Raw genomic sequence first — 13917 nt, 5'->3', positions numbered from 1 at the left:
ACTAGGGTCCAGCTAGTTGAAACGCTTCCTGTGATTCGACCAGCAAGTAATCGCAATCGGCCGAAACGCTGCCGTAGTCGGTTGTATTGCCAGACGGCCATGTGACAGAGACGTTGTTGATACGCCCGATGCCGCCTAGTCCAACATGAATGCACTTTTCGTTCGCACACATGTAGCCATCCCCGGCAAGCAACTGAAACGTCTTCGACTGATCGTCCGTTGTGACGGTCACCTTGGCTCCGACCGCATCACGGAATGATTCGGTCGCTCGCAAGTAGAATCGAACTGAATTACCTGTTCGCTCGGTTTGATTAATCAATACTGATGACGGTTCGGCCACATGCGTGACGATCAAATCGTTGCGTCGGTCACGATCGAGATCTGCATACGCGACCGCCCGTCCCAGGTGCACCTTGCCAAAATATTCGCCGGTCTCGTCAGCGGTCTGTTCTTTCCAGCGACCGTTGGGCTTACGAGTAAACAACTGAGGTCGCATTTTATAGCCGTCGGAACTGTCAGCTGGCTTGTTGACGTGACCGTTGGCTATGAACAGATCCAAGCTTCCGTGGTTGGTCATATCGACCCACTGCGTTCCAAATCCTAACCAAGTCATCGTCGGCTCAAGCATTCCTGTTTGATACGTCCGATCAACCCAGCTGCCCGGTGCGACCTGTTCGTAAAAGGTGTTGTAGTCGGTTGAAAAGTGAGTGACATAGAAATCGATATCGCCATCGAAATCCGGGTCCGCTGCCGCGATACCCATCGAAGCTTGTGCCAACGAGATCCCGCTCAGCCCAACACCGCGAACCGTGCCGACTTCAGTCCATTGTGTCTTTCCATCATCCGATGTTGCTGGTGACCAAAGGTGATTGGCAGACATGTCGTTAGCTACATAAAAATCGATCCCTGGCATTTCGTCAAACAGTCCAGCAACGATCCCCAGTCCACGACCGCGTGCGGCGACCTCACCTAGTGAATCGGTCGAATCACGAAGTTGCATCGACGAGTCACCACACCACAGGACATCAGACTGGGCCGCAAAGAACAAAGGCGAGCAGGTTGTCACGTGGCTGTCGCCGCCGCAATGCTTTTCATAGGGCTCGCGACCATCGCAGTAGCATGATTCATAAAAGTCAGCTGAGCCATCAGAATTCAAGTCGGCGATCACACCAGATGTCGACCACCGCGCTCCTGACAGTCCTAGCTGGGCACTGCGTTCGCTGAAGGTCCCATCGCCGTTGTTTTGAAAGTATCTGTTTTCACCAATATTTAGATCGATCATGTCCGGGAATCCGTCACCGTTGACATCGCCGATCGCGATCCCCTGTCCAAATCCGGTATCGACGTAGTTCGCATCGACATCGCATCGCACGAATGAACCATCGACATTGCGATGTAGTTCATTGGTATCAGAGTTGCTTTCCATCGGCGTCCCGTTCAGCACCGCCGATGCTAAATCGGGCCAACCATCGAGGTCGAAATCGACAACCGAGACTCCTCCGCCGACAGTCTGGTAAATCCAAAAGCCGTTGCGTCCTTCTTTGACTCCTTTCAAGGAAGAATGCTCGTACCCACGTGCGAGCGCTTCGTCTTGGAATGAAGGCACAGGAACTTCCTGAGCGATGTTTTCGCTGATGTCGATATCAGGGAATCGCCATTGTGGCTTTGGAAAATCGGCAAGGTCTGACAACATGATTGCCAACGACTTCTCCGGTTGTTGCCACGGAGTCCCCTGATTCAGTTCTTTACGAATCTTCTTGTACCGAATCGCTACATCGGTAACCTTGTCTTTTGGAAGCCGCAACGCATGTCGCGCCCATGCCTCGGCGACCCAAGGACGCCCCAACGTAGCGACGCTTTGCGCGATTGATATGCCGATCCGTTGTGACGTTTCGTTCTTCTCGAAAAAGTCGTTCAAGTCACTGCGGAGTTGAGTTTCCAGTTCGATATAAGTTGCCACTTGCTGAGCCTCATCCTGCCGCCCCAACTGAAGCAAACTTTGGTGCAGGCCAATCATCGCTTTGAAGTTGCTGGGATCGCGACTGAGTGCTTCCCAGTAGGCTCGACAAGCTTCTTCGTGCTCGGAGCGATTCTGAGACCACTTTGCGATAACGTTCCAGTATTCTGGGTTTCCTGTTAGATCAACTTGCAACGACTCGACCCAATTTCGCAAACGTTGTGCGTCGTTGATTTCGACCAGGCATTTCCCATACATCAGCTGTGCACGTTCCATATTCGGTCGACGCTCTAGCAACATCTCCAGCTTGGTTGCCGCTGCATCGTAGCGCAGGTTTGAAACGTCGATCGCAGCCAGTCCTAGCTGTAGTTCCTCTCTTTCAGGATGGCTCTTCACCAAGCTGAATAGGTACTGCCAATCGGGTTTGACTCGTCCCGGATTGGTCGTGATCGCGACGGTTTCAATGTCTGACTGACCGTGCATGATGAGGGTTTGCAATGACGGCACGCCTTCATCGGTTACGCCGATCGCTGCGGAGATCCCTGCAATGTCGTAGTGAAATTGAGTGAAACGCGGGTGATGCTCGATGGCATTCTTGAGTGTTGCGACGGCGCTAAACGGCTGACCGGTTTGGATGTAGGCATCGATCAGCTTGACGAATAATTCACGGGACGGAATGTCCTGGGAGTCTGTCAAACTGCGATAGACTTCGATCGCCGCGTCTTTGCTGTTGTTTTTCCATAGTAGGTCCGCGTTCAGCTCGATCGTCGCTTCATCACCAGGATCTGCAATGAGACGTTTATTGATCGCCTTTTGCGCGTTTTCGATATTGCCAACGGCGATCTCATTGGCAATCGATTCCAATGTTGTTTCGGTATCGGCCAGTGGATCAGAAGGGGCTGACTTGGTCACAGCCTGAGACACCGGAGGTTCCGTTGATCGCTCTGTCGGAACTGTCTTGTGGCTATCAGACCCGGACTTGTCGCAGCCGATTGCCATCACGGCAAGGCATCCCAACAGATAGATGCCGATTGAAGAAGAGCTCGAAACCCGACGCAAGCGACTCATTGTTTTCCAATGGCTCGATTTCGATGGATGGTAATAGACAAAACACTCTCGCCGCGCGAGACGACGAGAGTGTTGCTTGTTTGATTGGCTTAGTTTTCCAGGGAACAGCGATGAACCGTTCCTCGAAAAGTTAGCTCAGATTAGAACTCGGAGTCGATAATTTCGTGACCCGCTTTGGTTCCCAGTGCTCCCCAAAGCCCGTAAGGACTCGGTTGACCAGCTCCCAGGCTTGTGCCTGGTGGGTTGGGTTCGCCGTAAGGGATATGCGACTGGTCACCGGTATCGATCGACTCGGTAATGAACCTGACCGCACCGTCACCCATTAGCACGTGAACCCCACCGGGGTGTCGGCTGGATGCGGTGAGCAGACCACGACTGCCGTGAGCTTCGATGATGTTGTAGCTGTTTGGCGGACGGATCGTGACGATCACGGACGATTGAGGACGTCCATCGCTCCAACGGTGTCCACGACCGTGGTTGATGTTATCATCCAAAGTCGCTGTGTCGGACCAAAATTGTGGACGCTCTGGATCGATCGCCCCGCTGGTTTCCCAGTAGTTTGGCGAACGACGCTCGACTTGGTTGTCCAACAAAGCCACCGTCATGATTTCACGTGAACCCAAATCAGCAGCATTTTCGCCAGCGGCGATGGTGTTGCTAAGACCGTCTTGGAAGTCACGGAATCGTGTGAAGTGACGAGCGTGGAATGCACCACGTCCCCAACGTTTGACGATTGATTCGTTCCAGCCACCGCCGGTCCAAGGCTTGCCATCGTGCCAGACACCTGAGTGGTGCTGTTCTTTAATCGCGTCACCGGTACAAGCAGCGTAGTTGCTGAATGCGACCTTGCCTGGCAACAGTGTTGCTGGGTCACTGGGGCAGCGGAAAGTTTGAACTTGAGTCAACCATGGAGCATAGAACTCTTCCCACGGTGGAGGTCCCATCGGTGGGAATGATGGAACGCGTGGAGTGATACGGTCACGTTCGAAACCGTATGGGTTAGCGATCTGATCCCACAGGCCTTGTTGCTCCATGAAGGGCAACGTTCCAACCATCCAGCTCAGCCAATGCGAATTATTAGTACCTGAACCACCGGACTTGGTACCGCCGGCGTTCATCGGAAGATTGCGAAATGCTGAATGATAGTTATGCAGTGCGAGTCCGATCTGCTTGAAGTTGTTGCTGCAGCTCATTCGACGAGCCGCTTCGCGAGCAGCCTGCACGGCTGGCAACAACAACCCCACAAGAATGCCGATGATGGCAATCACGACCAACAATTCGACCAAGGTAAAACCTTGCCGAGTTGATCGGTGTCGTAGAGAAGTTGGATGATTGTTAATCATTTGAAATTAGATACCAGAAAGGAATGAAAAAGAGGTTCGGTCGTCTCGTTTGAAAGCCGCCTTTTCAACCTTGTGACGCTCGAAACTTGACTGAAGATGCTTACTGGCCCGGAGGTTTAAGCATTTGTTCGGTGTAAGCCTCCGCTTCCGCTCGTTCTTCTGGAGTCGGAGGGGCGACTGGCAAATAGGTGGTGTCTTCACCACTCGATCCGCAGCCTGCAGCGAAGAGTACGGGTAGCAATACAACCCCCATACAAAACCAAAGAGACGCTTTCATTAAGGTGACCTCTCGATACGTGTAGTCGAATCTGTAAGCAAGTAAGCAAACGTCGCACAGGATATTAACCGAGACTTAGCAGTCGTCACTCAATTTGTTTTTATGACTTCGCGCAACGCTGTGGTGACATTCTTTGACACGTTTTTTGCGGGCAACGAATCGCCCCAATCGAACGAAAAAATTTTTTATCGACTGGGGGTACGCACTAACAAATTGACCGCGTTTTTCCCGAACGATTTGCTCAATGCGCCGAACATACATTCGCGATGCGGAACCTGTCGCAATGCAAAGAGAATGACACTTAACGCGATCGATATCACGGACCTCGGTGAACGACATCAAAATTGAGATCGTGCGTCCACGAACGAATTTTCTTTAGCGAAACGAAGCTCAAACAGAACGCAACAGAACACACGTGGTAATCCACCACACCTAAACGAACTGCCACATACGTGGGGAGAGCAGTCGCATGTCACTGAGATTGTTCTCGATTGAAATAACTTCTGTGTCGTTGCCAGCCCGTGATCGCATCAATCCGATGTGCTTTGAACCCCACACTGGAGACGTTTGTCTTTGAAAGGAAAAACACGTTCGCGTCATCGGCGATACATAGCAGCCTGTAGAGTTGCTGTTGTCGCCCTTCACTCCTTGAAGGTAGCGTGCGTTCCCGCTGGCCATGTGGAGTCGAAGGTGGCATTCTGTGAGATCAAAGCTGCCAATCAACAGGTCGATAGGAAGACGCCCCACAGGGCCGATTTGTCTCCCAGCTACAAGCTAGCCCCAGCGATGGTATCACTGACGGCCAACGCCGTAGCAGTCAACATCGTTTCCGTGGGGCCAGATCGGCCGAAGAAGAAATGCTGGCATCCTGCACCCACATTTGCATTGCCCAAACTTCCGCATTATCGAGCGTGCGTAAGAACCCCGTCGCGATCTAGACGGCGAAGGCAGATAGCAGATCGCAGCTCCCCAGAGGCTCACGGCCCTTGCAGACTTACTGTCCCCTGCAGAGGTTTACTGTCCCCTGTAGAGGTCACTGGGTGAGCCTCGCGAATCGGCAACAGTTTCTATTGTCCGACAACCGCAAACGATTTCGTTGGGTCGACGTAGTCCTGATGGTCCACAATCAGCTCCGATTCGCTTTCATCGCTTTCGAGTGTCATGGTTCCGAAATACAGCAAACAGGTGGTCGCAACCCCCATGCTGATCAATGTCCAGAACGGTTGGTAGGACGGCCCCAGATCTGTTTGGGTAACAAATAACTGTGCGCCTTCCCAGCTGCTAGTCGCAATCCGGTCCAACGAAACTGACAGTGCATTGTTGGTAACGTGGATCAAGATACATGGCAGGATGCTTCCTGTACGCAGTGTGATCCACCCCAGAACCACGCCCATAAGCGAAGCCGCGATCGATTGCTGCAACACCCCGTGGGAAATCCCAAACATCAACGCCGTTACCGCGACAGCCCGAAGTTTTCCTCGTTCGCGGACCAGGCCGCCAAAGATAAACCCGCGGAAAGCAAGTTCTTCACAAAGTGCAGGCACGACCGCCATCAGCAACAGCACCGACGTCCAAGGTGCAGCCGAGATATGCTCCGCGAAGGGTTTCATCGCTTCGGCTGCCTGTTCGCTGACCGGATACAGGTGGTTGATAAACTTCGACAGCATCACATACGTCGGGTGCAAAGTGACGCCGAACAGAATCGCCATCGGCAGTGCGGTCCAATGTGGCATCCGGATTCGCAAACTCTCGCGAATCGATGTTGTGAACATCGTTGCCATCAGCAACGGTGGAAACAGGATCAAGACTTGTGGCAGCATGACCATCTTGGCGATCCCAGTGAAATCGGTCGGAGCGACCGCAACGCTAAGCCTTGCAAAGAACAGCGTCACCAAGATGAATGCACCACAGGCATAGGCTTGCACCGGCGTTGCGGCATTTTGCCGGTCTCGCCAAAGGTGACGAACCCACATCCCGAGTTCCCATTGCTCGCCGCCACCAAATAGTACCGATTCGCTTTCGAATTGGTGACGGGCCCAACGTGCCGCCGCCCAAAGACACGTTCCGGTCACCGTCGCGACCATTGGCAGATAAAACAACGCTGTCGAGTATTGCGCCTCAACCAATGCACGCACCAACAAGAACATTCCCGTGACGGGGATCAAACTGGTTCCGATATTCAATGTCGACCCCGGAAGCATTGGCAACATTACCAACGGCAAGGTGATCATCATCAATGGCATCAAGTAGTACTGACCTTCCTTGCTACTACGCGCCATCGCCGCGACAGCTAGCGCGAGGGCGCTAAACAAACACGACAACGGAATCAAAGCCACGAACAACCACAACATGGGAACCAGTGGCGGAGCACCGAAGACTTGACTTGTCCCGGCGATACCAATGTGTTTGAAAACCAATGAGCTGGTCATCAGCATACTGCCAGCGTTTAGCAACGCGGTCAGCATACTAAACGTCGCTACCGCACCTAACTTGCCCCAAACGATTTCGCATCGCAAAGCGGGACTGCAAAGCAACGTCTCCAAGGTGCCTCGTTCTTTTTCACCAGCAACCAAATCGATTGCAGGGTAAAAGGCTCCAGTCATCGCCCAGACCAACATAATGAATGGCAACAGCTTGCTCCAAAAAGCCGCCTCGCGAGTACGCTTTGGCGACATGTCTTTGTCAGACCATTCAAAGGGCAAAAGGACTTCCGGGTCGATGCCAACTCCGGATAAGCGTTCCTTGATCCATTCGCCTCGCCATGCGGTTAGGATGGATGTGACTCGGCCTCGAGCGACGACGGACTGGTCACGCCCGGCATTGAAGAACAGTTCGATCTGCGAATTCGGAGGACGGTTCTCTTGGTTGGCCGTTCCGATCAGGTCTTCATCCAACGCGGTTTGTTTGAATTCCGGCGGGAATAGCACGACCAAATCGAACGCCCCCTCGGTCACCCAACGCGTCGCCTTTGAACGCACAGCCTCGTCTTGCTTGGACGGTTCACCGCCGGCAATTTCGCCCAGCTCATCCCAGCGATACGCCATCATCTCGATGGGATTTGAATCCTCGGTAAGATCAGCAACAAAAGCTTCGCCTTCGATCAGCGCCGGGCCATCGACGAGGTGCTCGGTTCCGACAACACAAATCGCCGTGGGGTGCTGCCGCGAAAACTGCGCGATCTGCAAAAGCAACATGCCTACCAACGGATAGAGCATGATGGGCAGTACCGCAATCGTGAATAGTGTTCGACGGTCACGTAGCTGGTCGCGCATCTCACGAAGATAGATCAACCAGATCGCGCTCCATCGAGCCTTGTCGGCTAAAGCGGCCCGCCTTCGAAGCTCGTCGGATTGCTTACTCATGCGATCACTTCTCCTTCATGTCGGTCGATCAGTGACTCATCGAGCCGACTATTTTCTTTTTCGTGTTGGCTGAGCAACCCGAAGAACAACTCTTCAAAGTCTTCTTCTTGGTGTCGCTGCCGCAGTTCTTCTAATGATCCGGTGTCAAGAATCTTGCCGCGATACATGATCGCGATCTTGTCACACAAACGTTCGACTTCACTCATAATGTGGGTCGAAAAGATCAGACACTTTCCGGCTTCACGAAGCGAACGGATCACGCCCAAAAGATTTCGCGCCACCAGGACATCCAAGCCAAGTGTGGCTTCATCAAAGATCAGTACCGGCGGGTCATGAATCATCGCCCTCGCGATTGACACTTTTTGTTTCATCCCGGTCGACATCTTGCCGCCCGGTACGTCGCGAAAGTCATTCATGCGGAGTTGCTCGAACAGATCGTTCATTCGCTGTTGCAGCTCGGCACGTTGCATCCCGTGCAATCGACCGAAGTACTCGACCATTTCCCATGCGGTCATGCGGTCGTAGATGGCGGTATTGTTGCTGACGAACCCGATATGGCGACGGACTTCGGCGGAATCGCGGACAACGTCATAGCCTGCCACGGTCACAATGCCCTCTGACGGTTCGAGCACCGTGCTTAGGATTCGGAGCACGGTGGTTTTCCCAGCGCCGTTGGGCCCCAGCAGCCCAAATATCTCGCCTCGTCGACACGTAAACGAGACACCGTCGACCGCTGTAAATCGACCACGCTGCAAATCCTCGTAACGTTTAGTTAGGTGTTGAACGTGGATCATGCGGTGGGACAGGTCCAGGTGGTCTGTGGATTGGGAACGCGACGCTGTATGAAGCTAGCTCATGGCAACACCCCGGTGTCGCATTTCTGAACATGCCAATTCGGATCGACCGATCCCAGGCGAAACAACCGTTAGAAGCGTCACCCCTTTAAGAACCACGGCCATGAATACGCCGCATATTTCCACCTCTGGAAAACACCCTCCATGGGACCAAAGCCAATCAACCCGAACAAGAAACCTTGGAAAAATCTTCGTCGGACGCTGAAATCGTTTTCCGAATCAGATATTGTGGGGACCTACTTTCGCTCGACCTTCAGACACTCTTCTCCCGCCCCTGTCTCGGTCAAATCATGTCCCGGTCAAAAATAAAGGCCAACCTTCGCGCTGCTGACCGTCGGCGACGTCGCCGCCTAGACGAGGGCTCGCGGAGCGCACCTCCAGTCCCTGCATCTGGCAAATCAGAGGCGGTTGCCCCCGTCGATGTAGCCGGGCTGGTCATCGAAGCGATCCTATCGGTCAGCGATTCACGCACACCGTTACGCGATAACTTGGTGATCAGCCTGCTCCGTTCACTCGCCAAGCAAGACGCTCCCTCCAATCCCGCTGTATTGTCGCTTTATGAAAAGGTGACAGGATTTCTGGACGGCCGCAAAATTGGCGGCAAAGCAGCAGCAGCGGCTGCGAAAGAACTTCTTGGTATCGCACCGAGCCACACCAGCGAAGACTCCCCCGATGGCTTTGTTCAATACCTGGAACTGATCGCCGGCTAAACGATCGCTGACTGGAAATTCGCTGCTAGAGAATTCGTAGGCTGCCGAATCACCTGTCCATCCGACGCAGGCAATTGACCTGAAAAGCAAACATGAGCTGGCGATAGAAGGATCGCCTGCATGATGACAGTGATCTTGATCAAGTCTGCCTTGATTTAGCCCGCCATATCACCGGGCAATTGGTGACGATGAATCTCACCATCGATGACGTATTCGATGTCTTCGGCGATGTTGGTTGCGTGATCGCCAATCCGTTCGACGATTCGCGAAGCAGAGAACACGTGCAGGTAGCCTGAAACCCAGTCAGGATTGCTGGCCATCTTCTCGGTGAGCTCTTCAATGACTTGGCGATTCATCTCATCCAAGTCCGCGTCGTCACGTCGAACTTTGGCAGCCAAGTTGTGATCGACTTTCAGAAATGCCTCTTGCGCGTTGCGCAGCATCTTGATCGAAAAGAGCACCATATCGGTGAGGCGGTTGGGAATTTCCAGTTGCGGGTATTCGACGAGTGACTCGGTTCGTTCCGCCAGATTGAGCGCAAGATCGGCGATTCGCTCGAGGTCCGCATTGATCTTCAACGCGGCCGTTGTGCGACGCAAATCGCTAGCGACAGGTTGATGCAACGCAAGCACAGCGAGGCAGTGCTCTTCGATTTGCACTTCGTTCTCGTTGATCCGTTCTTCCATCGCCAACACATTGTCAGCGGTCCCCAAACAACGTTCGCAAAGACCTCGATAGGCCGTCCGGATCATCGATTCGATCTGATCGCATTGGCCCGAAATTGCCTCTTCGATGGCGATCAAACTATGTTCGAGCGACTTTCGAGCGATCATTGATACCGACTCCAATTCTGAATTCCCAACGCACAAACAGCTTCTACACTGTTTCTTAACACTTCGTTAACAATAGACGATTATTTGCGGTGTGGCTAGGCAAATCGAACCAGATCTGCGGGTTATAGGTTCAAACCTTGCCGGCTGCGCTGAGTTGTCGCGGAATTCACCTTGCACGGTTCGTCGCGATGGAAAGGCATTCTCCTCGGTCATGTGGTGAAAACTTCACATGTTCGCGCAGCCGGCGACACAAACCAAGCCGATCGCCTGAATATGAGGCGGCGAATTTCGCAATTCCGAAATTACCTTCCCATCAACCAGACTCTGTAAACCTGCTGTGGTGAGCCCTAACGGAATGGTGCTCGGCGGTTTTCAATAGACTGTCAATTGCATGGATGCGATGAAACGATCAATCAACGTGCGCGCTAAGCGCCTATCGTTACTGCTTGCACTGTCGGCTTGTGTTTCCGGCACAGGCTTGGCGAATCAAAATGCAAGCGCCGAAGACGCATTCTCGTTCTTCGGACCTGAACAACCCGCCGATCGAATCGCTCTGCTAGAAGACGACGATCAACCGGCACAGCCGATCGCTGGCGATATCAACACAGAAATCGAAACCGCCGCGTCATCCACCGGCGGCGACATGGTTTCGCGTCAAGATTACGACGACCTTGTCGAGCGTTTCGATAGCTTGGAAAAGTCTTGGTCGGGCTACCAAGACAAGCTGAAAGACGAAGCGGATGCGAAAAAGAAGAAGCCCTCCGGCAAGCTGAACGGTCGCGTTCACTTGGATAACTGGAGCTTCCTCGATGAAGACGCAGGCACCAACTATCTCGAAAGTGGCGACCCAACCCAGGACCCACAAGACCGCTGGGACTTCCGTCGAATTCGACTGACGTTTTCGGGTGACGTTCCCGGCGACATGCTTTACCGCATCTCGATCGACTTCAACAATCCGAATTCGCCCGAGATGAAAGACGTCTACATGGGATTCAAGAATCTGCCACACAATCAGCAGTTCTTGATCGGAAACCAAAAACGGCCGATCGGTTTGGATCACCTAAACAGTAGCCGCCACAACGTTTTCATCGAACGTCCATTGGCGGTAGAAACGTTCAACGAAGACGCACGTCGCTTGGGTGCCTGTATGTACGGGCACAACGATTCAGAATCGGTCAACTGGCGCTACGGTGCGTTCTTGCTTGAGAACCTCTCCGGTGACGGTCGCTACCGTGGTGACTACGACGAAGCGGGTCTATACGGGCGTCTGGCAATGAGCCCATGGTATGACGAAATCAGTGGCGGCCGAGGCTACTATCACTGTGCGATCGCTGGTAGTGCGAACACCACCGACGCGGACGGAACGATCGACAACGATTCGAACTCCAACGAAGCTCGCTTCCGCACACGACCGCTCGCACGCAGCAGCTCGCGATGGTGGGATACCGGACGTCTTCTGGGTGCCGAGTCTTACCAACAGTTGGCTTTCGAATCGATGCTCAACATCGGTGCGTTTCAGTTGACCGGCGAATACATCAACACCTGGGTTCAGCGTGATCCGCTGGGTGGATTCAATGGCGAAGACTTGCACTTCCAAGGTGCTTACCTGTTTGCCAACTACTTCCTAACCGGCGAACACGTCCCACTAAAACGAACCTCGGGAACCATCGATCGGGTCAAGCCATTCGAAAACTTCTTCTTGGTTGATCGTTGCTGTGGCGGAACCGGAACGGGTTGGGGTGCGATGTCGGTCGGTATCCGTGCTGACTACCTGGACCTGTCCGATGGAGACATTCGTGGTGGTGATGGCTATGCGATCACACTTAGCAACAACTGGTACTGGACTGCGTATTCGAAACTGCAAACCAACCTTGTCATGGGCGAAATTGATGACGCAGGGCAAGGCCGTTCGAACGTCCCGTTGGCTCAAGGAGTCTCGGGTGACTTCACGATCCTTGGCTTCCGTTACATGATCGACTTTTAATGCGTCTTATCGATGCGGTAACACCTGCCGCTCGTACGGATGACACCCAACAAAACAAACTCCGATAGAGACCAATAAACATGATCAAGACAATCATCAACCACGGTTGCTGGATGCTGATGTTGGCCGCAAGCCTGATTTGCATGCCGACAAGCAACAGCAACGCCGGTGACGTGTTCAGTCAAACCGGCCTGAAATGCAGCTGCCCGGTTTGCGACCACACCTGCCAATTGAAAGCAGAACAAGTCGAAGAAGAGAAGACTTGTTTCAAAGTCGAATCCAAAGTGATCTGCATTCCACGCGTCGTCTTCCCATGGCAAAAGTCGAAGCAAGCCGCTTGTGCATCTTGCGATAGCTGCGATGGTCTTGGCTGCACCAACTGCGTTCACAACGGTGCTCGACTGCGAAAGATCTGTGTCCTGAAAAAAGAGAAGTACACCTGCCCTGCATGCAAGTACTCTTGGACTCCGGTTGAAAAAGACTCTTGCTGCGATTCGACCTGTGCGGCGATTCCAGTCGAGATGATCGAATCACACAACCAGCCGACGATCGCGACACCACCTGCGATCCAGGAAGCAGCTCCAGCAAGCAGCGCAGTGACACCAGATGTCACCGAGCCTATCTCGGCGGCGGACTACTACCGCATCCCAGCCCCCATTGTCGCCGGACGACCGGTCACCCCGATTCGGTAAACGTTGAGGAATGCCCCTCAAAACATGAACTGAAGCAGAGGCGAGAACCCGCCTGCAAGTAGACTTTCAACGCCGAGATTGAAGGTTACGAGAACCTCACGCCAGTTTTTGGCGTGAGGTTTTTTTGTCGATTACCCTTATTTCTCTACGTCGACAAATGTTTCCATTGTGCGATGGGAAGCCCGCAGTTTTAATTTGTTCAGCCTTGTACGACTTTGGGTTCCAGGCGACCGAGATGAACAACCAAGATATAGAATCACTACTTCGAAAAGCTGTCGAGGGGTGCGAGGATTCGACGACTCGTTTCGTCAAAGAGTTCGAGTCCCAAATCCGCTTGGAGATCCGCACCCGGATCGCGAGCTCACAAGTTCGCCGTATGCTCGATTCAGTCGACATCGCTCAGAGCGTTTTCACGGACTTCTTGATCGCGTCGCGAACCGGCTCCATCGCACAACTATCCCCGAACGAGGCGATAGCAAAACTGTTCCGTGCTTCACGTGAAAAAGTGCAGCAGAAAATCCGTTTCCACACCGCGCGAAAACGGGACATCCGTCGTGATAGCGGCACCGTCGAACAGTACCAAGACCTCACCAGCGCGATTCCCGAACCGACCGACAAAGCCAGCGAAGGTGACCTGAAAGAGTTCCTTCATTCACGCTTCGGAAGTGTCGACTACCGACTGGTCGAAATGAGAATGCAAGGTTGCTCATGGAGCGACATCGCTGAAGAACTCGGCTTGTCACCGGATGCATGCCGAATGCGTTTACAACGTTTACGTGCCCACTGGCCGCAGGACCTGGCTGAGCTATTGCCCCAACCGCGTGACTAGGGTTGGCG

The 13917-nt window shown here is 53.3% G+C and carries 10 protein-coding genes; 4 read left to right on the top strand and 6 right to left on the bottom strand.

Going from position 1 to position 13917, the window contains the following annotated elements; genetic code table 11:
• Position 1 precedes the first annotated feature (1 nt).
• The 5 genes from LOC67_RS04790 to LOC67_RS04770 form a co-directional block, all read right to left on the bottom strand.
• The gene (locus LOC67_RS04790; RefSeq protein WP_230261371.1) at positions 2-3025 is read right to left on the bottom strand and encodes an FG-GAP-like repeat-containing protein; all 3024 of its coding nucleotides are present in this window, start codon (positions 3023-3025) and stop codon (positions 2-4) included.
• A gap of 140 nt (positions 3026-3165) precedes the next feature.
• A complete protein-coding gene (locus tag LOC67_RS04785) occupies positions 3166-4368 on the bottom strand; it encodes a DUF1559 domain-containing protein (RefSeq protein ID WP_230261370.1) in 1203 nt (400 codons plus the stop codon).
• Between the two features lie 100 nt (positions 4369-4468).
• Complete coding sequence (locus LOC67_RS04780) at positions 4469-4645, bottom strand: hypothetical protein (protein WP_230261369.1); 177 nt, start codon at positions 4643-4645, stop codon at positions 4469-4471.
• A gap of 1067 nt (positions 4646-5712) precedes the next feature.
• The gene (locus tag LOC67_RS04775; protein WP_230261368.1) at positions 5713-8007 is read right to left on the bottom strand and encodes an ABC transporter permease subunit/CPBP intramembrane protease; all 2295 of its coding nucleotides are present in this window, start codon (positions 8005-8007) and stop codon (positions 5713-5715) included.
• On the bottom strand, positions 8004-8801 hold the full coding sequence (locus tag LOC67_RS04770) for an ATP-binding cassette domain-containing protein (protein ID WP_230261367.1): 798 nt from the start codon (positions 8799-8801) through the stop codon (positions 8004-8006). The genes LOC67_RS04775 and LOC67_RS04770 overlap by 4 nt, the downstream gene beginning before the upstream one ends.
• 350 nt (positions 8802-9151) lie before the next feature.
• On the opposite strand from LOC67_RS04770, the gene LOC67_RS04765 reads away from it, so the two are divergent.
• Positions 9152-9571 (top strand): hypothetical protein, encoded by a 420-nt coding sequence (locus LOC67_RS04765; RefSeq protein WP_230261366.1) that lies wholly within the window; start codon positions 9152-9154, stop codon positions 9569-9571.
• A gap of 155 nt (positions 9572-9726) precedes the next feature.
• On the opposite strand, the gene phoU is transcribed toward LOC67_RS04765, so the two are convergent.
• Positions 9727-10404: a phosphate signaling complex protein PhoU gene (phoU, locus tag LOC67_RS04760; RefSeq protein WP_230261365.1), complete on the bottom strand. Its 678-nt coding sequence runs from the start codon at positions 10402-10404 to the stop codon at positions 9727-9729.
• A gap of 418 nt (positions 10405-10822) precedes the next feature.
• Here phoU and LOC67_RS04755 point away from each other — a divergent pair, with 418 nt between their 5' ends.
• The 3 genes from LOC67_RS04755 to LOC67_RS04745 all read left to right on the top strand — a co-directional run bounded on the left by LOC67_RS04755 (position 10823) and on the right by LOC67_RS04745 (position 13909).
• A complete protein-coding gene (locus LOC67_RS04755; protein WP_230261364.1) occupies positions 10823-12388 on the top strand; it encodes an OprO/OprP family phosphate-selective porin in 1566 nt (521 codons plus the stop codon).
• A gap of 80 nt (positions 12389-12468) precedes the next feature.
• A complete protein-coding gene (locus LOC67_RS04750; protein ID WP_230261363.1) occupies positions 12469-13080 on the top strand; it encodes a hypothetical protein in 612 nt (203 codons plus the stop codon).
• 235 nt (positions 13081-13315) lie between these two features.
• Complete coding sequence (locus tag LOC67_RS04745) at positions 13316-13909, top strand: RNA polymerase sigma factor (protein ID WP_230261362.1); 594 nt, start codon at positions 13316-13318, stop codon at positions 13907-13909.
• The last annotated feature ends 8 nt before the right edge of the window (positions 13910-13917 follow it).

The sequence above is a fragment of the Stieleria sp. JC731 genome (assembly GCF_020966635.1).
Lineage (GTDB): Bacteria > Planctomycetota > Planctomycetia > Pirellulales > Pirellulaceae > Stieleria.
Note: the sequence above shows the minus strand (reverse complement) of the source record. Positions and strands in the feature narration are given on the sequence as shown.

What these genes read in the sequence shown, in the direction of transcription:
- LOC67_RS04745 (WP_230261362.1), top strand. Translation starts at nt 13,316, where the DNA reads ATGAACAACCAAGATATAGAATCACTACTTCGAAAAGCTGTCGAGGGG.
- LOC67_RS04765 (WP_230261366.1), top strand. Translation starts at nt 9,152, where the DNA reads ATGTCCCGGTCAAAAATAAAGGCCAACCTTCGCGCTGCTGACCGTCGG.
- LOC67_RS04770 (WP_230261367.1), bottom strand. Translation starts at nt 8,801, where the DNA reads ATGATCCACGTTCAACACCTAACTAAACGTTACGAGGATTTGCAGCGT.
- LOC67_RS04750 (WP_230261363.1), top strand. Translation starts at nt 12,469, where the DNA reads ATGATCAAGACAATCATCAACCACGGTTGCTGGATGCTGATGTTGGCC.
- LOC67_RS04775 (WP_230261368.1), bottom strand. Translation starts at nt 8,007, where the DNA reads ATGAGTAAGCAATCCGACGAGCTTCGAAGGCGGGCCGCTTTAGCCGAC.
- LOC67_RS04785 (WP_230261370.1), bottom strand. Translation starts at nt 4,368, where the DNA reads ATGATTAACAATCATCCAACTTCTCTACGACACCGATCAACTCGGCAA.
- LOC67_RS04780 (WP_230261369.1), bottom strand. Translation starts at nt 4,645, where the DNA reads ATGAAAGCGTCTCTTTGGTTTTGTATGGGGGTTGTATTGCTACCCGTA.
- LOC67_RS04790 (WP_230261371.1), bottom strand. Translation starts at nt 3,025, where the DNA reads ATGAGTCGCTTGCGTCGGGTTTCGAGCTCTTCTTCAATCGGCATCTAT.
- phoU (WP_230261365.1), bottom strand. Translation starts at nt 10,404, where the DNA reads ATGATCGCTCGAAAGTCGCTCGAACATAGTTTGATCGCCATCGAAGAG.